Origin of the sequence: Robertmurraya sp. FSL R5-0851 (genome assembly GCF_038002965.1) — a bacterium.
Taxonomy (GTDB): Bacteria; Bacillota; Bacilli; order Bacillales; family Cytobacillaceae; genus Robertmurraya_A; species Robertmurraya_A beringensis.
Genome location: NZ_JBBOOE010000001.1, coordinates 2,954,283 through 2,971,558, shown reverse-complemented (window position 1 = coordinate 2,971,558; position 17,276 = coordinate 2,954,283). Strand labels below are relative to the sequence as shown.

Annotated in this window: 19 protein-coding genes; 14 read left to right on the top strand and 5 right to left on the bottom strand. The window is 36.9% G+C overall.

Features of this window, described 5'->3' with window-relative positions:
* Nucleotides 1-10: 10 nt before the first annotated feature.
* Nucleotides 11-466, bottom strand: coding sequence for a chemotaxis protein CheX (locus MKX65_RS15275; protein WP_251514798.1), 456 nt, complete (start codon nt 464-466; stop codon nt 11-13).
* 301 nt (nt 467-767) lie between these two features.
* Between MKX65_RS15275 and MKX65_RS15270 the strand changes: the two genes are divergently transcribed.
* The 4 genes from MKX65_RS15270 (at nt 768) to MKX65_RS15255 (ending at nt 7,549) form a co-directional block, all read left to right on the top strand.
* Complete coding sequence (locus MKX65_RS15270) at nt 768-1,859, top strand: type III polyketide synthase (protein WP_340904442.1); 1,092 nt, start codon at nt 768-770, stop codon at nt 1,857-1,859.
* On the top strand, nt 1,856-2,422 hold the full coding sequence (locus MKX65_RS15265) for an isoprenylcysteine carboxyl methyltransferase family protein (RefSeq protein WP_377059153.1): 567 nt from the start codon (nt 1,856-1,858) through the stop codon (nt 2,420-2,422). Before MKX65_RS15270 ends, MKX65_RS15265 begins: the two co-directional genes overlap by 4 nt.
* Nucleotides 2,423-2,722: 300 nt before the next feature.
* A complete protein-coding gene (locus tag MKX65_RS15260; RefSeq protein ID WP_340904437.1) occupies nt 2,723-6,376 on the top strand; it encodes a dynamin family protein in 3,654 nt (1,217 codons plus the stop codon).
* Between the two features lie 276 nt (nt 6,377-6,652).
* Nucleotides 6,653-7,549 carry a 5'-3' exonuclease gene (locus MKX65_RS15255; RefSeq protein ID WP_340904434.1) on the top strand — a complete coding sequence of 299 codons (897 nt, stop codon included), beginning with the start codon at nt 6,653-6,655 and terminating at the stop codon, nt 7,547-7,549.
* Nucleotides 7,550-7,595: 46 nt separating this feature from the next.
* Here MKX65_RS15255 and sspL read toward each other — a convergent pair whose 3' ends face one another.
* Nucleotides 7,596-7,745: a small, acid-soluble spore protein L gene (gene sspL, locus MKX65_RS15250; RefSeq protein ID WP_340904432.1), complete on the bottom strand. Its 150-nt coding sequence runs from the start codon at nt 7,743-7,745 to the stop codon at nt 7,596-7,598.
* A gap of 100 nt (nt 7,746-7,845) precedes the next feature.
* On the opposite strand from sspL, the gene MKX65_RS15245 reads away from it, so the two are divergent.
* Nucleotides 7,846-8,307, top strand: a complete 462-nt coding sequence (locus tag MKX65_RS15245; protein ID WP_340904428.1) for a divergent PAP2 family protein — start codon at nt 7,846-7,848, stop codon at nt 8,305-8,307.
* 65 nt (nt 8,308-8,372) lie between these two features.
* Nucleotides 8,373-8,639 carry a DUF6123 family protein gene (locus tag MKX65_RS15240; RefSeq protein ID WP_160547198.1) on the top strand — a complete coding sequence of 89 codons (267 nt, stop codon included), beginning with the start codon at nt 8,373-8,375 and terminating at the stop codon, nt 8,637-8,639.
* 29 nt (nt 8,640-8,668) lie between these two features.
* Here the strand turns inward: MKX65_RS15240 and MKX65_RS15235 are convergent, their stop codons facing one another.
* Together MKX65_RS15235 and MKX65_RS15230 are read right to left on the bottom strand one after the other, a co-directional pair.
* Nucleotides 8,669-9,589, bottom strand: a complete 921-nt coding sequence (locus MKX65_RS15235) for a DMT family transporter (RefSeq protein WP_340904424.1) — start codon at nt 9,587-9,589, stop codon at nt 8,669-8,671.
* Entirely contained in the window at nt 9,586-9,999 is a 414-nt protein-coding gene (locus MKX65_RS15230) for a reverse transcriptase-like protein (protein WP_340904422.1), read from the bottom strand. Before MKX65_RS15230 ends, MKX65_RS15235 begins: the two co-directional genes overlap by 4 nt.
* Before the next feature lie 187 nt (nt 10,000-10,186).
* On the opposite strand from MKX65_RS15230, the gene MKX65_RS15225 reads away from it, so the two are divergent.
* Together MKX65_RS15225 and MKX65_RS15220 are read left to right on the top strand one after the other, a co-directional pair.
* The gene (locus tag MKX65_RS15225; protein ID WP_340904420.1) at nt 10,187-10,846 is read left to right on the top strand and encodes a reverse transcriptase-like protein; all 660 of its coding nucleotides are present in this window, start codon (nt 10,187-10,189) and stop codon (nt 10,844-10,846) included.
* Between the two features lie 15 nt (nt 10,847-10,861).
* Complete coding sequence (locus tag MKX65_RS15220) at nt 10,862-11,041, top strand: zinc-finger domain-containing protein (RefSeq protein WP_377059135.1); 180 nt, start codon at nt 10,862-10,864, stop codon at nt 11,039-11,041.
* A 238-nt stretch (nt 11,042-11,279) separates the two neighbouring features.
* Here the strand turns inward: MKX65_RS15220 and cspD are convergent, their stop codons facing one another.
* On the bottom strand, nt 11,280-11,480 hold the full coding sequence (cspD, locus tag MKX65_RS15215; RefSeq protein ID WP_066047720.1) for a cold-shock protein CspD: 201 nt from the start codon (nt 11,478-11,480) through the stop codon (nt 11,280-11,282).
* Between the two features lie 301 nt (nt 11,481-11,781).
* Here cspD and MKX65_RS15210 point away from each other — a divergent pair, with 301 nt between their 5' ends.
* From MKX65_RS15210 to MKX65_RS15185, 6 genes are all read left to right on the top strand, one after another.
* Nucleotides 11,782-12,735 (top strand): HD-GYP domain-containing protein, encoded by a 954-nt coding sequence (locus MKX65_RS15210; RefSeq protein ID WP_340904416.1) that lies wholly within the window; start codon nt 11,782-11,784, stop codon nt 12,733-12,735.
* Nucleotides 12,736-12,793: 58 nt separating this feature from the next.
* On the top strand, nt 12,794-13,081 hold the full coding sequence (locus tag MKX65_RS15205; protein ID WP_119708881.1) for a hypothetical protein: 288 nt from the start codon (nt 12,794-12,796) through the stop codon (nt 13,079-13,081).
* Nucleotides 13,082-13,262: 181 nt separating this feature from the next.
* A complete protein-coding gene (locus tag MKX65_RS15200) occupies nt 13,263-14,447 on the top strand; it encodes an amidase (protein WP_340904413.1) in 1,185 nt (394 codons plus the stop codon).
* A complete protein-coding gene (gene ggt, locus MKX65_RS15195) occupies nt 14,447-16,102 on the top strand; it encodes a gamma-glutamyltransferase (protein ID WP_340904412.1) in 1,656 nt (551 codons plus the stop codon). The genes MKX65_RS15200 and ggt overlap by 1 nt, the downstream gene beginning before the upstream one ends.
* A gap of 43 nt (nt 16,103-16,145) precedes the next feature.
* Nucleotides 16,146-16,727, top strand: a complete 582-nt coding sequence (locus MKX65_RS15190; RefSeq protein WP_160548820.1) for a chromate transporter — start codon at nt 16,146-16,148, stop codon at nt 16,725-16,727.
* Complete coding sequence (locus MKX65_RS15185; RefSeq protein WP_340904411.1) at nt 16,724-17,254, top strand: chromate transporter; 531 nt, start codon at nt 16,724-16,726, stop codon at nt 17,252-17,254. Before MKX65_RS15190 ends, MKX65_RS15185 begins: the two co-directional genes overlap by 4 nt.
* Nucleotides 17,255-17,276: the final 22 nt, after the last annotated feature.

Sequence of the window (17,276 nt, the reverse complement as noted above, 5' to 3'; positions counted from 1 at the left end):
GTAACCCTCTCTACTTATTTTCTACCATAATAATAAGTTCAATCGTTCCTAAGTCTTGAATATTGATCGGTAAACGGAATGCTTTATCAAATCCGTAGACCTTTGTTTCTCCAACCAAAACCGTGGGGGGAGTAATATCCGTTTCGTGGCCTTTTTGTGAAATCGTTGTAGATAAATTCCCTGCAATCATATTTCCTAACTCTCCAGCGAAAGACTCTAGCATTTCCCCTTCTAAAGCCATACCGAACATTCCTTCTCCAATCTTACCAAACACCTGTTCATTTCCATCAATAATAATTCGACCTCTTACATCTCCGGTCATTCCAATTAGCACACCAATTGAATGTTGTGTAAATGGCTGTGTAAATAGAGATGGTTTTTCAACGGCTAGGTCAAATGGAAGAACTGATTTAACTGAATCAATAGTCCCGTTTAAAATATCTGTCACTTGCTTAGATAAAGTCATTGATATTCCTCCAACTAGTCGAATATCATTATATTATCATAGATTTAGTGAAAAATAACATGGTTTTCTCATTTTCAATAGTAAAAAATAATGGGAATGGAATGGTCCTTTTGGTTCATTTCTATGGTAAAAATTATCTAGTGATTTGTAACGAAAATCAACATATAATGAAGAGGCACAGCAACTCCTTCAAGACATGGATGACTCTCTACTTACTAAAGTAGGGAGTCTTTTTCATGAATAAATCTTCTGTTTTTGGAAAAAATATCCTTGTATTGGTCATCATGGAAGGAGCAATGCAATGCCAGCAATTCTATCAGTAGGTGAAGCACCCCCACAATATGAAATAACACAAACTGAAGTGATGGATTTTTCTCGAAAGCTTTTTACAGATTCATTTCATGATATTGAAAGATTGCTTAAGGCGTTCCAGCACGGACAAATCATCAAACGACATTTTGCTAGAAGTATAGACTGGTTTGCAAAAGAAAGGTCTTTTAAGGAAAAAAATGATGCTTATATAGAAACAGCCATCCAGTTAGGTACAAAAGCAATAGAAAATTGTCTGAAAAATAAGGACTTTTTGAAGGAACCAATAGATTATGAAGAGATAGACGCAATTTTTACTATCTCAAGTACAGGTATAGCAACACCTAGTATAGAAGCAAGGATTATGAATATCCTTCCATTTTCGATACATACGAAACGAATTCCTATCTGGGGTCTTGGCTGTGCGGGTGGTGCTTCTGGGTTATCAAGAGCATACGAATACTGCCTCGCTTTTCCTAAAGCCAAAGTACTTGTACTTACAATTGAATTATGCAGTTTAACATTCCAGAAAAACGATTTGTCCAAAAGTAACTTAATTGGATCTTCCCTATTTGCTGATGGAGTGGCATGTGCTTTAGTTGTAGGCGATCAAGTTCAAAAGGAAAGCATCAGTCAATTAACCTCTTATCCAACTATATTAGCTACAAAGTCAACTACCATGAAGGACTCACTTGATGTGATGGGGTGGGAAGTAAAAGAGAATGGCCTTTATGTTGTTTTTTCTAAGGATATTCCTTCCATTATTGAAAAATGGTTAAAGCCCAATGTAAATACTTTTCTTACTGAGAATGGTTGTCAACTGGAAGAGCTTCAGCATTTTATTGCCCATCCAGGAGGAAAGAAGGTTCTGGATGCATATGTAAAATCATTACAGTTACCAGCAGAAATGTTAGACATATCTTCAAATGTGCTAAAGAATTTCGGAAATATGTCATCAACAACCATATTATATGTTTTAAATCAAACCATGAAAGTGGCTAAAAAGCAGGATTTGGGTCTTGCAACGGCATTGGGTCCTGGTTTTAGCTCAGAATTACTGCTCTTACAATGGAGGGAAACATAATGTTTTTTTTATTTCTGGCATTTGTGATTTTTCAACGAGTTTGTGAATTAGCCATTGCTAAAAGAAATGAGAAATGGATGAAAGAGCAGGGTGGAGTAGAGTTTGGCAAAACGCATTACATTTTTATTGTGATTGTACATGTATTATTTTTTATATCCCTTTGTCTAGAGGTGTTGGTACAAGGAAAAGAAATCTCCTCATATTGGCCAGCGCTTGTCAGTTTGTTTTTGGTCACACAAATAGGAAGAATTTGGGCGCTTTCGTCTTTAGGAAAGTATTGGAATACGAAAATAATCGTAGTACCACAAGCTGCTGTTATTAAAAAAGGTCCTTATAAGTTTCTAAAGCACCCAAACTATTTAATCGTGACCCTAGAATTTCTTGTGATCCCACTTCTTTTTCAAGCATACGGAACACTTATTGCCTTTTCACTCCTTAACGCACTTATATTAATGATCCGAATTCCTGCGGAGGAAAGAGCTCTTTGTAACCATACAAAATACAATGAGGTATTCCATAAAACAAGCAGATTTCTCCCGTTGCCGTTTATGAAAAAAATGTGAATGATCAGAAAGTTTATTGATAGTGATTATCATTCGTGGTATAGTGTTCATATGAAAATAATTATCACTCTCATTAAAGAGGACGGTGTTTGTAAATGGTAACGATTTTTATTGGCGCAACAGTTGTCGTTTATGGATTATTAATGAAGCATGTGTTAAAGAATGTAAGCAAACCACAAGCTATTCAATTAAATAAATAAAAAAAATCGGGTGAATGTAAACCTGATTTTTTTTTGTTTGGGAAATGTGTGAAAAATCAGTTAAAATAAAGAGGTAAAAGTACAAACAAGGGGTAGAACCATGTCAAATACAATCTTTCAACATGATACACAGATCACACTATCACGTCTTGCCAATCTACATACATATTTTCTTTCAAGGGGAAATGAAGAAACGGCACAAAAAGCAAAGCAATTGGCTATAAAACTTCAAGAGAGAGAATATGCAATTGCTTTTTGTGGTCATTTTTCAGCGGGAAAATCCACCATGATTAATACCTTAATTGGTGAAAATATTCTTCCTTCCAGCCCTATTCCAACAAGTGCGAATTTAGTGAAAGTGAAAGCAGGGGAGGACTATGCGAAGGTCTATTTTAACGAAGGAAGACCTCTATACTACAAGGCTCCCTACGACTATAGCATGGTCAAAACATACTGCAAAAATGGAGACGAGATTACGTCCATAGAGATTAGCAAGAGTAACACGAAGCTAACAGCTGGTACAGCGATATTAGATACACCAGGAATTGATTCAACAGATGATGCTCATCGAATCGCTACAGAGTCTGCTTTACACCTAGCGGATCTCGTGTTTTATTGCATGGATTATAATCATGTCCAATCTGAGGTTAACTTTATGTTTACTAAGGAACTAACCGAGGAAGGAAAGGAAGTTTTCTTAGTTGTAAATCAAATCGATAAGCATCGTGAGGAAGAGCTAAGCTTTCTTCAGTTTCAAGAAAGTGTAAAAGAATCCTTTGCTTCATGGGGAGTGAAACCAGGTCGTATATTTTATACAACGCTAAAGGAACCAACCCATCCTCACAATGAGTTAAAAGATCTACAAACGTTTATTGCTGAAAAAGTCGTTATGAAGGATCAGTTGTTAGAGCTCTCAGTTTCAAATTCTCTTAAAAAGCTTATTCAAGAACAAATGGTATTCGAAACAAATCAGAATAAAGATACCATTGAAAAACTTGAACAAAAATTAAGCGCCCTACCTGAAGATGAAAGGAATAGCTTACAAGGTAAGATAGTGGAGTTACAACAGCAGTTAGACTTACAAATGGAAACTCTAAACCAACAAAAGAGAAAGTTAGAGCTTGTGATTAATGATATTTTAAAAAATGCTTACTTGATGCCCTTTCAAACAAGAGAACTTGCGGAAAAATTTCTTGAGTCAAGACAGCGAGAGTTTAAAGTAGGATTATTGTTTTCTAAAAATAAGACAAAGCAAGAACGCCAAGCGAGATTACAGACATTTTCTTCTGATATGCAGGAAAAGGTAAAATCTCAACTTGAATGGCACTTGAAAGATGCGATTACTCGCTTTATAAAGCAAGAAGACATCAATAGTGCTGATTTACTAACGAAAATCCAGGAATATTCTGTACCTTTTACTTCAGAGCTTCTGTTAAAAGCGGAAAAGAAGGATGCGCGTTTATCTGGTGAGTACGTTTTGAACTATACAAATGATGTAGCGGAAAGCTTAAAAACTCTTGCTAGAAGAGAACTCGAGCCATTTATGGAAGATTTTCTAAAAATTCAAGGTGCTAAGATAAGCAGGAAGACTTCAAAATGGGAAGAAGAGTTAAAAGTCATAAAAGATTTTGATCATACATGGTCAGAGTTAAAAACGATAACGGATAGTCAAGAAAAGTCCAAATATAAAATGGAACAAATTTTAACTGAAAATATCAAGAGCGATGAAATAAAGGAACGTGAGATAGAAAAACTTCTTACTGTAAATGAAGAATTTGAGATCATGTCATCTAGAGAAAATGTAGCTGTAAATTCAACGAAAAAAGTAGAGAAGACTATAGAAACACCTATAGAAACACCAACACATGCAGGACTTCAAGTGAAAGATGTAGTAAAAAAGCTAAAGACAGCAGCGAACTTGTTAAACGCTGTACCAGGATTTAAAACGTCTTCAGAGGAACTGACATTAACATCCGATAGACTGACTAATAGAGGATTTACAATCGCACTTTTCGGTGCATTTAGTGCAGGCAAATCCTCCTTTGCAAATGCATTAATAGGGCAGAAGCTTCTGCCGGTTTCACCTAACCCAACTACGGCAGCGATAAATAAAATCATGCCTGTTACTGAAGAAAATAAGCATGGTTTAGTGAAAGTGAAATTTAAAAGTGAAGAGAATTTACTTGAGGAAGTAAAAAGATCCTTACATTTGTTCGAGCTTTCAGCGGAGTCATTAGACCATGCGGTTCATGTGATCGAATCAATAGATCCTGATGATTCGTTGTTTGATGTCCAAGGAAAAGTTCATTATTCTTTTTTAACAGCATTTTTACGGGGATACGATTTTGCGAAAAATCACTTAGGAGATACTCTTCAAACAAAGTTAGAAGAATTTGCTGATTACGTTGCGAAGGAAGAAAAATCGTGCTTTGTAGAGAGTATTGAGTTGTATTATGATTGTGAACTAACTCGTCATGGAATCACGCTTGTCGATACACCAGGCGCCGATTCTATTAATGCACGACATACAGGTGTTGCTTTTGACTATATTAAAAATTCAGATGCGATACTCTTTGTGACCTATTATAATCACGCCTTTTCTAAAGCGGACCGCGAGTTTTTAATACAGCTTGGTCGCGTAAAGGACACCTTTTCAATGGATAAAATGTTCTTTCTTGTAAATGCAATTGACTTGGCACGTGATGAAGAAGAGGTACAAGAAGTTCTTGGGTATGTAACAGATCAATTAATTCAGTATGGAATCCGTATGCCTCATGTTTATCCCGTTTCAAGCATGTTAGGTTTAAAAGAAAAAGAAGAAGCGATAAATGAAGGCTCTCGTTTGGATCAATTCGAAGAAAGGTTCTACTCGTTTATTGAAAACGACTTAACGGAGATCGCCCTAACATCAGCTATGTCAGAACTAAACCGAGTGAAACATGTACTAAAAGCTTTTATCCATCATGCGAAGCAGAATCGAGAAAAAAAGGAATCATACTTACTAACTCTACGGGATCAAGAGGAAGCTATTGGAAATCTGCTTCGTATAGATGATCAAGAACAAAATCTTCAAAAAAGATTAAATTTAGAAACCGATGAGTTAGCCTTTTATATTAAGCAAAGAGTGTTTTATCGATTTAATGATTTCTTTAAAGAGGCCTTTAATCCGTCTCTATTAAAGGATGATGGAAGAAGTATGAAACAGGCGTTACAAAGAGGACTTGAAGAATTTTTAACAAGTATTGGATATGATTTTGCTCAAGAATTAAGAGCGACTTCACTTAGGGTTGAGTCATTCATAGAAAAGTTACTGTTAGAAGTTGAACAGCTACTTGAAGGCTCAATTGCAGATATCAATAAAGATATATCCTTTCATTCGTATGAGAAACGTGCGTGGAAAAGTATAGAGTTTGCAAATGCCTTCGAGAATTTAGAGGCTCACTTATTTAAAAAAGCATTGGGCTATTTTAAAAATCCAAAATCGTTTTTTGAACGAAATGAAAAACGACTTATGATGGAGGAGCTAGAAGTCATTTTATCCCCACTAGCGAACAGTTATGTGGAGGAAGGAAGTCAACGATTAAAAGAGCATTATCAAGAAGTGATGAATGCTGAGATTCAGACATTGAAAGAACAAATGGCAAGAGAGTGCCTAGACTATTATGAAGGGTTACGGGCTGCTCTCAGTGATGAAACCTCTATCAGTAATCTTGAGGAAACAGAACGGAAGCTAGAGGAACTATTAAGTAAATAACTATTTCCATAAATCCCTTTGAAAAGGGATTTATTTTTTTTCGTCGAATCGTTAACAGAATAATGAGTAGCGGAACACTGACACTTACTTTTTCAAACGATAAAAGCTATACCTTATTGTTAAATGAAAATGTAAGGAAAGCAAAAATGGCTATGTACTATGAATTAGAAAAGCAGGGAATTGAAGTTAAGAGAACGCAATAAAGAAAACAATACCATCTTTGATCATTAATTTTCATGTTATAATGGGAATTATGCTCTAAGAGGAGGACCATGAATGACAAACGAATCTAAAGATCGTTCCCTATTACTTGTTGATGGGATGGCACTGTTATTTCGTGCGTTTTTTGCAACAAGTGTATCGGGTCAATTTATGATAAATTCTAAAGGAATACCAACAAATGGTGTTCATGGTTTTGTGAAACATTTTTTAACGGCGATATCAACCTTTAAGCCAAGCCACGTAGCTGTTTGCTGGGATATGGGAAGCAAAACATTCCGAAATGAAATGTTTACAGAATATAAAGCTAATCGTTCAGATGCACCCGTTGAATTGATTCCACAGTTTGATTTAGTCAAGGAAGTAGTTAGTGCATTTGACATTCCTAATATTGGGTTAGAAGGGTACGAGGCAGACGATTGTATTGGTACGATAGCCAAGGCTTCTATGAACGATTTTGAGGTTAGCATATTAACGGGAGATCGTGATATTCTTCAATTGTTAGATGAACGAATTAAGGTCATATTACTTCAAAAAGGGTTCGGAAATTATGCCGTTCATACCCCTGATTCTTTCTATACAGACAAGGGGATTCTTCCAAAGCAAATGATTGATGTAAAAGCGTTAATGGGAGATCCTAGTGATAATTATCCAGGTGTAAAAGGAATTGGAGAAAAAACAGCTCTTAAATTGGTTCAACAATTTGAGCATGTGGAAGGCATTATTTCGAATTTACAATTGCTTACTAAAGCGCAAAAAACAAAAATAGAGCAAGATTTGGACATGCTTTATTTAAGCAGAAAGCTTGCTGAAATCAAATGTGATGTTCCGATATCCTTCACACACGAAGAATCAGTATTCCAATTCAACCAGGAGAAAGTTCTCACAAAGTTTAAAGAGGTTGAGTTTAGAGGGCTGGATCGGTTATTGCCAGACCAGCAAATACTAGCGTAATCGAAAGCTGCCCCATAAATTAGGGCAGCTTTTTTCTAATTAAATTTTAGTTTTTAGTATTGCTTTTCTTAGCTCTATCTTCTAATTTACTTTTCGGATTCGGTGTAAATTCAGCATCCTGTGCATATCCTTGAGGATTCACACCAGGAGCTTTTGTACCACGGTTTGTATGTGAGTTTTTTCCTCCCATTTTCATTCCTCCTAATATAAGGTTGTTACTGCCTTAACGATAATATTATTACCTAATTGCATAATCTCACTCTTCTTTCTTCACAATAAAAAGGAGGTGAGAGATTGTGAATAAAGGTGTCTATATAGCACTTTCAAGTATAGCTTTAGCACAGGGATTGAAAATCCCTATTCATTATTGGAAGAAAAAGGAGTTTAGACCAGATTTATTTTTTCAAACGGGTGGGATGCCTAGCTCTCATTCCGCTGGTGTCGCATCTTTAACCACATATATTGCCTTAAATCGTGGTTTACCGACCATAGATTTTGCTCTGTCTCTTGTTTATGGATTAATTGTTATGTATGATGCGCAGGGGATAAGAAGGCAAACGGGTGAGCTTACATTAAAAGTGAATGACTTGGATGATTTACTTGATAAAGTGAATCATGAAAAACCCGTACATTTTGAAGAAAAGGCCCCAGATAAATTGAAGGAAATGCTTGGTCATAAGCCAGAAGAAGTAGTGGGTGGAGCGCTTCTTGGGGTGTTAACTGGGACTTTAGGCTATTTAATGGATAGAAAAAGATAGAAAAATGTCGATTGATGAGATAAAATCAAGAAGATGTGAAGCGATCATAGGGAGTGTAGAGAACCTTGAGTACGGAAGAGTACGTAAGTCATTTATTAGACAAAGGATTCCTTCTAAAGGATGATGCGATTGGCTTTATTTATTTTGGGAAAAATTATACCGGTGCTTCTGATGAACTAGCAAATGTAGCAATTGAAGTCACACTAAAGGCTCAAAAAAGCTTTGATGGTAGCTTTTATGTGTCTCTTCTTGAATGGCTATTGTCTAATCAAATTAAAACGAAAAAAGAGGCTTATCAATTTATAAGAGAAGCCGAGCTGCTGACGATATAGAAAAAGCGTGTGAGGTTCACACGCTTTTTTTATATCGCTTGCTTTTTTTCGGTATATATGGAATGCTTTTTTTTCACTGGCAGTTCAGCAAAGATCATCCCGGCAAAGATACATAAACAGCCAAGTAACGCATGGGATGTTAGTCTTTCATCGGCCCAAACATAAGCAGTAATCGCAGCGAACACAGGCTCCATGGCAAAAATTAAGGCAACTCTTGTTGGAGTCGTATATTTTTGAAAGCTTGTTTGAGCAAAAAAGGCTATAGCTGTTGCGAATATAGAAGTAATAAGTAAAGCAATGAGTACATCTTGTTGTCCGAGAATATCTAGACGAAAGGCTAAAGAATAATCTTCAGTAAATAACGCTAGCAAACCTGACAAAACAGATACTGTGAAGATTTGAATAACTGTCAGCAACAAAGTCGGGAATTTTTCACTGTACCTACCTGTAAAGATAATATGCATGGCAAAACCAATGGCACAAGCGAGGACAAATGCATCTCCTCGATTTAAGGCTGTTATATCTGTTAAAGTTAGAAGATATAATCCGATCGTTGCAATTCCTACTCCGATCAAAGCATTTCTTGTGGGTCTTTGTTTTAGTAAAAATAGAGAAAATAGCGGAACGAGTACAACGCTTAGTCCGGTGATGAAACCAGCTTTAGAGGATGACGTATAAAGTAATCCGACAGTTTGAAAAGCATATCCAGCAAATAGCCATCCTCCGAGTAAAATGCCAGACGTAAGAATGGATCGATTGAGTTGTACTAGCTGTTTTCGTTCAAATATCAATAGCCATCCGCCAAGAATTAGTGCAGCGATAAAAAAACGAATGGAGTTAAACGCGTTTGGTGGCAAGGATGCAATTGCATTTTGAACGAGCACAAAAGTTGAACCCCACACAAGGGCAACCAGAAGTAAACTAATGTCTGCAAATAATGACTTTTTCATTTGTCCTCGTTCTCCTTGATCTCTTCATTTTTTCGAATAGCCGCTCGGGCAAGTTCATCTGCTGATTTATTTTCTGAGCTGGGTATCCATTTCATAAAGAATAAATCAAATTCTTTAGAAAGGGTTAAAGCTTCTTCAAGTAAAGGAGCAAATTGCTTGTTTTTCACAAATTCCTTTTCAACTGCTCGATTTACCAGTGCGGAATCGGTCCGAAAGGAGACTACTTGATATCCATTCTTTCTACATATTTTTAATGCTTCAATAAAAGCATAATATTCAGCTTCATGGTTGCTCATGACACCTAAGGGAATAGAATAGCGTTCAACTTTGCCATTCGCTTTAATAAAAATACCAGCTCCACTAGGTCCTGGATTGCCAGCACTAGCACCATCAATGTATACTTCAATCATTGATTTCCTCCAATAAAAGACATTTTTACATAGTATAAGCTAGTTTAACATATTTTTTGATTAAGCGTATGAATGGTCAGAAAAAAGCTCTTGATTCAAAATACCAATCTTTTGTAATTTTTTTATTAAAAAGGAAAAGATAAAAACATCGTAAAAAGCAGCTATTCATAATGAGAGGATGAAATGTATGAAATATAAATTAGAGTATAAATATAAAATAAAAAATATTGATCCGGTGGCTTTAACTTCTAATAATTTTTTGTCAGCTGAGGATGCAATAATTGCTGGTGAAGAGCTTGAGAAAACTGGAAAAGTACTGGATTTAGAATTTCATGATGAAATGGGCTCCACGTGGACCCTTAAGGAATTGAAAAAGCTATCGGAAGAAATTGAGGAGGAACCACATGATGTTCTTGTCTACTTTGACGGTGGACATGACATTAACAACAATCGGGCAGGTATAGGTGCGGTTATTTATTATAAACAAGGTAAAAAGAAATTTCGTCTTCGTGCAAATGAAGTAATTGATGAAATGGAGACAAACAATGAAGCGGAATATGCAGCTTTGTACTTTGCTCTTGATCTGCTAGAAGAGCTTGGGGTAACTAAGCTTCCTTGTGATATTAAGGGAGATTCACAGGTGGTTCTGAAACAATTAGAAGGAGAATGGCCATGTTATGAGGAAAATTTAAATCGCTGGCTTGACCGGATAGAAGAAAAAATAAAAAAATTAGGCTTACTTCCTCGTTATGAAGCGATCTCTAGAAAAGATAATAAAGAAAGTGATAAGTTGGCGACGCAAGCTCTAGAAGGCAAGTCTATTCATAGTAAAATGCAGGTGATTTAATAAAAGGTGGGGATTATGCTGAGTAGGCAACAAATATTACGAGAAGTAGAAGAATTAATGGGACGTTATTGTAAGGAATGTTTCCTACATAAGCATCACAAAGATGAAAAGGGGAGAAGATACGCACATCGATTTTGTATTACTAATTGTACGGTCGGGGAGAAAATAAAAGAGATGGGAAAAAGACTTACATGAATAATAAAGGCTCTTTTCTTAAACTTTTTTGCTTTTTAGAACATGATTTTAATGATTGTGCTAAGTTTAAGCAGAAAATCGCTTTAATTTTAGAAAAGAGCTTGCAAACTAAATTATTAAGCGTAAAATAGCTATTTCCACGTTAAAATCGGCTTTAAGATTTTAACAACATTCTTTACGAAAACAGCCATAATAAATAAAGGCTGGCAAGATGCCAGCCTACTAGTAATATATTGGATTATAGCTTAACTACGTTAGAAGCTTGTGGTCCACGGTTTCCTTCAACGATTTCAAAAGAAACTTCTTGACCTTCTTCTAATGACTTAAAGCCTTCACCTTGGATTGCTGAGAAGTGTACGAATACATCGTCTCCACCTTCAACTTCGATGAATCCAAAGCCTTTTTCATTGTTAAACCATTTTACTTTTCCATTTTGCATATAAACTTTTCCTCCTAAGCCTTTCAAGACACATAAGGTCCCCAAGTATATATTACCATCAAGCCGAACATATTTAACTGTATATAACAAGTAAGGAAATATATTCTGATTAATGATGCTTCTAATATACACGAAATATATGTGAATAGTCAATAAGTTATCGCTAGAATTTCACTCAATTTGAAAGACTTTCCACCTATGAAAATCATCTTTTGAAATGGAAAAAATACCTATTCTACTAAAAAGGAATTTGGTATGATTTAAATAGAATCATATCCTTAATAGAAGAAGAGGGATAGCAATGAAGAAAGAGCATTTAACAGTTCAAGAGATTGATGATATTCTTGAAAAATTAGGAAATGAAGATAGTGGTCAAATAAAATATGGCTATTCAAATAAAAAGGCAATAAAAAACATTACCGCAAAAATTAATCAAGCAGCAAGGCAAGTACAATTGATTTTTTCTGATATAATGCTGGGTGAAGAACTCAATATCAATATGTTAGAGAAAGAAATCCTTCCTGTAATATCTCAAGCTTCAGAAATCCCTCATATCTATCACTTATTTTATGAATTAAACAAAACCGAAGAATATACATACAAGCATCCCATTGGTGTAGGAATAATCTCCTTGATGATTGGTAAGTGGTTAAAGCTTTCAGAAGGAGAACTGAGAGAATTAGCAATCGGAGCGACTTTGCATGATATTGGTAAAACAAGGATTAATCCATTTATTTTAAATAAAAAAGGAAAGCTTACAAAGGAAGAATACGAGGAAGTGCAGCTTCATACTAGCTATGGATATGAAATTCTTCGTAAGATTGATCAGTTAAGTGACCGAGTGGCTCTCGTGGCTCTTCATCATCATGAACGGGAGGACGGAAGGGGATATCCTAAGGGGCTTGAAGGCAATCAAATTGATGTGTATTCCAAAATTGTCGCGATAGCTGATATGTTTCATGCGATGTTATCTAGACGTGCTTATCAAGAGCCGCTGCCATATTATACGGCATTAAGACAGCTTCAAGATCATGCATTCGGAAAATTGGATGCTAATATTACACTGTTGTTTCTGTATAAATTAATGGACAGTATTATCGGTCGATCCGTTATGCTCAGTGACGGAAGGATTGGGAAAATCCTAATGGTTGACCAATACGATCCTCTCAGGATTCTTTTGCAAGTAAATGATCAAATCATCGACCTCAAAATGAATCGTGAGTTATATATTGAGAAAGTCGTAAACGATGAATAAGGTGTAAGCTCTAGCATATATTTTTTTAAGGAAAATTTGAAATGATAAGGGTGAGGACATGTACCGATTTTCCATTGACAAAGAGGATTGGATTTTACGATTCTCTCCCAATATCCAAGTTCCGAAAGACGTTCAGTTAACAATAGTGAATTGGATTATTCAGCTAGGAAATCTTCTCCCATCTTATGCGCATGGCCAGTCCTTTCTTATTAAAAGTGAAGAAGAAGGAATTATTGTTTTTAATGTTGAGAAAGTACCATCACTTATCCTTACCGTATCTAATATTATACCTAAAGAAAAATGTTTTCATCAAAAGGGAAAACTTATTAATCACTGGAAATGGTAAACGGCCACATATGGCCGTTTTTTTCATTTAATTAGATTCCTTAGTTAATTGGTTATTTTGACTAAAAGTGAGTTGAAATTTAGTTAAAGTGCCAATGACTTGTTAGAATAATCAAACTATAATAAAAGGAGATGTGATTAAAGCTGACATGGAAAGGTGCATTTTGAAGGGGGAAAGAGAAATGGATGACAAATGGAATGCTTTTATGAACGACCACCTAAATATCCAACAAACGGAGTCGGGACCATTAAAAGGGCTTTCCTTCGGTGTAAAGGATGTATTTGAGATAAAGGATTATCGAAGCAGTGCGGGAAATCCAGATTGGTTTCAGTCTCATCAAGCTTCTAAGCGACACGCACCTGTTATTAATCAACTGTTAGAGAGAGGCGCTTGTCTGAAAGGTACGACCCATACGGATGAATTAATGTATAGTTTGAATGGTGAAAACTTTCATTATGGGACACCGGTTAATCCTAGGGCATCAGACCGTATACCTGGTGGATCTTCAAGTGGGTCAGCTGTGGCGGTTTCTGCTGGGGTAGTGGATTTTGCACTTGGGACTGATACAGGAGGATCGATTCGTGTTCCTTCATCCTATTGTGGGATATATGGGTTTAGACCTACACATGGACTAGTTGATAGTACGGGTGTAATCCCACTTGCTAAAAGCTTTGATACGGTTGGTTGGATGACAAGAGATCCGAACTTATTGCTTGCAGTGGGCGAGGTTCTTATAGATAAAGGGCCGAATGATATGGAAGGGTTTTCCACATTGTTTTTTGAAAATGAAGCTTGGTCATATTTAGATAACCAAACAAAAGGTAGTTATTTAAGAAAGATTGAAGTGTTAAAAGAAAACTATAGTGCTCAATATGTGAACATCGCAAAGGGTGGACTTTCAAAGTGGGCAGAATTATTCAGGAATAATCAAGGCATTGAGATTTGGGATGAACATGGAGATTGGATAAAACGTGTGAATCCTGTCTTTGGTCCAGGCATTGCTGAACGATTTCAATGGGCAAGTACGTTAAATAGAGAGCACTTAAGTGAATATGAGGAGGAAAGGGAGCTAATAAAGGATCAACTGTCTGAATTATTAAATAAAAATGGTCTGTTAGTATTACCTACTACCCCAGGGGAAGCACCAAAGCGAAATTTATCAGTAGAAAAAATGGAACAATATCGTTCGAAGACGATGAAGCTGACTTGTATAGCGGGCCTTTCGGGGTTTCCGCAAGTGACAATTCCTTTAATAAAAGAGAATGGAATTCCGATTGGATTATCTTTCATCGCCAATCATCATTCTGATTTGAAATTATTGCGTTTGGTCCAGCAATTAACAAATTTGTATGGAGGGGTTTTCTGATGTATCGATCTTTACCTTTTGCCTATCGACCTACCACTATGGCAACGAATGGTATGATTACCACTCCTCACTATTTAGCCTCACAAGCAGGTATGAAAGTGCTGCAGGAGGGAGGGAATGCGATAGAAGCCGCCATTGCAGCAGCGTCCACCATTGGAGTTGTATATCCGCATATGAATGGAATAGGTGGTGATAATTTTTGGTTAATATATAATTCCCATAACAAGGAACTGAGAGCGTTAAATAGCAGTGGTCGGTCTGGTGAACTTGCAACGATTGATTTTTACAAGAAGCAAGGATTAGAAAAAATTCCACCCAGGGGGGCTCTAGCTGCCAATACGATTCCGGGTGCAATTGCAGGCTGGGAAAAGGCTTTTCGATATTCCGCGGAAAATATGAGGGGCTATTTTCGATGGGAAGAGTTGCTTCAATCTGCTATTGGCTATGCAAAAGACGGGTATCCGGTTACTCCTAGTCAGGAATATTGGACCCGTGTGAATCTGGACGAAACCGACAATCAGTTTAGGTGTTTGCAGAAATACTCTGAGTTTAAAAAAATATTTACAACATCAAGTGGCCTTTCTTATTCCGTGGGTGAATTAATGAAACAACCTGATTTAGCAATTACATTAGAGGGAATAGCTAAAGAAGGCAGCGACTTGTTTTATAAAGGGATGTTGGCGAAGAGTATTACGGAAGATCTTAATGCATATGGGGGAATATTAACTCCCGAGGACTTTGCTTCTCATCATTCCGATTGGGTTGAACCAATTTCGGTGGATTATCGCGGACACACGGTGTATAATCTGCCTCCTAATACACAAGGTTTTGCATCGTTGTCCATATTAAATATATTGAATCAATTTGACGTGCCATCTTTGACAGAAGGTTCCGCCGATTATTATCACTTGCTAATTGAAGCTACTAAACTAGCTTTTGAGGATCGTGATCGTTATCTAACAGATCCTGACTTTTCCTATATCCCGCTAGAGAAGCTTCTTTCCTCGAAACGAGGAGAAGAGTTGGCTCGTAAAATTAAATTTAATAAAAGTAACCAATTAGAGAAGAGGTTGGATCCAAAGGGAGATACAGTTTGGCTTGGTGTGGTTGACCGGTACGGAAATTCTGTGTCACTTATACAAAGCATTTATCATGAGTACGGTTCTGGTTTTATCCCTAAAAATACAGGGATAGTCCTACAAAATCGAGGCAGCTTCTTTTCTTTAAATGAGAATGATGTCAATTGTCTTCAACCAAAAAAGCGAACCTATCATACTCTCAATCCTGCGATGCTGTTTAAAGGAGGGGAGCCCTACTTGGTATATGGGACGATGGGAGGAGAAGGACAACCACAAACCCAAGCTGCCTTAGTAACAAGGATCATTGATTATCACTATTCTGTTCAAGCTGCGATTGAAGCACCAAGATGGTTATACGGACGTACGTGGGGAGCTGAATCCAACAGCGTAAAAGTAGAAGGAAGAATCTCTAGTGATATCTGTAGAGAGCTAAAAGAAATAGGTCATGAGATTGAGAGGGTATCAGATTTTAGTGATATTATGGGTCATGCAGGTGCGATATTAATTAACCCGGAGAGCAAAATCAAGTATGGTGGTGCGGATCCACGTGGAGATGGTGCGGCACTTGGTTACTAGCGTACAAATATGGACCAAATATAGAAAGTGGGTGTTCTTTTAGATGAGACTGCAATGGGATATTTTTGTCGCATTTTTTAGGTCCGGAATGTTAGGGTTTGGTGGTGGTCCCTCGACGATTCCTCTTGTACATAAAGAAGTGGTAGGGACGTTTAAATGGATGAATGATCAGGAGTTTAGTGATGTGTTGGCATTAGGAAATACTCTCCCGGGGCCGATAGCGACGAAGATGGCGGGATATATTGGTTACCGAGTGGGAGGGATCAGGGGTATGCTCAATGCTGTAATTGCTACTGTCCTTCCAACTATTCTATTAATGTTACTTTTGTTAACATCATTTAATAAAGTAAAGGATCATCCTAGGGTTGAAGGAATGACTAATGGAGTCGTCCCAATTGTTGGAGTCATGATGGCTACACTAACTTGGGATTTTATCAAAAAAACAAGACAAGGCTTTGGTTGGAAAAAGGGAGTCTTTCTTCTATTGGGCAGCTTTATTGTGATGGAAATTCTAAATGTGCATCCAGGGATTGTTATTGGAGGGTTGTTAGTTATAGCAGTTACCATGTCTGATAAGAAGGAAAAAATAGAAATACAAGTAAAGGGAAATAGTGAGAGCCTATGATCTATATACAGATTTTCATTGCATTTTTCATTCCTGGTATTATCGGATATGGAGGTGGACCAGCATCCATTCCTTTAATTGAACATGAAGTGGTTAGTCGTTATGGTTGGATGACTACGAGTGAATTTAGTGAAGTATTGGCGCTTGGGAATGCGTTACCGGGACCGATAGCTACCAAAATGGCTGGTTATATTGGCTTTGAGGTAGGTGGAGCACTTGGTGCGGTCACAGGTGTGCTCGCTACGGTTGCGCCTTCGTTATTTATCATGATTGTCTTACTAAGGCTGCTATCCAAATACAAAGAGTCGCCTAAAGTGAAAAGATTATCGATGATTGTCCTGCCTGCAGTAGCTGTTTTGATGGCCGGCCTTACTTTTGATTTTTTTCAAACCTCCTATTTTTCAAATGGTTTATGGTCAACTTTTGTGATCGCTATGGTGAGTCTATTGCTCATCGAAAGGTGGAAGGTGCATCCTGCCTTTGTCATATTTGGAGGGTTAGTAGTCGGTGCGATTTTCCTAAGTTAATAGATAAAAGCAAATAAGCCAA

What these genes read in the sequence shown, in the direction of transcription:
- MKX65_RS15275 (WP_251514798.1), bottom strand. Translation starts at nt 466, where the DNA reads ATGACTTTATCTAAGCAAGTGACAGATATTTTAAACGGGACTATTGAT.
- MKX65_RS15270 (WP_340904442.1), top strand. Translation starts at nt 768, where the DNA reads ATGCCAGCAATTCTATCAGTAGGTGAAGCACCCCCACAATATGAAATA.
- MKX65_RS15260 (WP_340904437.1), top strand. Translation starts at nt 2,723, where the DNA reads ATGTCAAATACAATCTTTCAACATGATACACAGATCACACTATCACGT.
- MKX65_RS15255 (WP_340904434.1), top strand. Translation starts at nt 6,653, where the DNA reads ATGACAAACGAATCTAAAGATCGTTCCCTATTACTTGTTGATGGGATG.
- sspL (WP_340904432.1), bottom strand. Translation starts at nt 7,745, where the DNA reads ATGAAAATGGGAGGAAAAAACTCACATACAAACCGTGGTACAAAAGCT.
- MKX65_RS15235 (WP_340904424.1), bottom strand. Translation starts at nt 9,589, where the DNA reads ATGAAAAAGTCATTATTTGCAGACATTAGTTTACTTCTGGTTGCCCTT.
- MKX65_RS15230 (WP_340904422.1), bottom strand. Translation starts at nt 9,999, where the DNA reads ATGATTGAAGTATACATTGATGGTGCTAGTGCTGGCAATCCAGGACCT.
- MKX65_RS15225 (WP_340904420.1), top strand. Translation starts at nt 10,187, where the DNA reads ATGAAATATAAATTAGAGTATAAATATAAAATAAAAAATATTGATCCG.
- MKX65_RS15220 (WP_377059135.1), top strand. Translation starts at nt 10,862, where the DNA reads ATGCTGAGTAGGCAACAAATATTACGAGAAGTAGAAGAATTAATGGGA.
- cspD (WP_066047720.1), bottom strand. Translation starts at nt 11,480, where the DNA reads ATGCAAAATGGAAAAGTAAAATGGTTTAACAATGAAAAAGGCTTTGGA.
- MKX65_RS15210 (WP_340904416.1), top strand. Translation starts at nt 11,782, where the DNA reads ATGAAGAAAGAGCATTTAACAGTTCAAGAGATTGATGATATTCTTGAA.
- MKX65_RS15205 (WP_119708881.1), top strand. Translation starts at nt 12,794, where the DNA reads ATGTACCGATTTTCCATTGACAAAGAGGATTGGATTTTACGATTCTCT.
- MKX65_RS15200 (WP_340904413.1), top strand. Translation starts at nt 13,263, where the DNA reads ATGGATGACAAATGGAATGCTTTTATGAACGACCACCTAAATATCCAA.
- ggt (WP_340904412.1), top strand. Translation starts at nt 14,447, where the DNA reads ATGTATCGATCTTTACCTTTTGCCTATCGACCTACCACTATGGCAACG.
- MKX65_RS15190 (WP_160548820.1), top strand. Translation starts at nt 16,146, where the DNA reads ATGAGACTGCAATGGGATATTTTTGTCGCATTTTTTAGGTCCGGAATG.
- MKX65_RS15185 (WP_340904411.1), top strand. Translation starts at nt 16,724, where the DNA reads ATGATCTATATACAGATTTTCATTGCATTTTTCATTCCTGGTATTATC.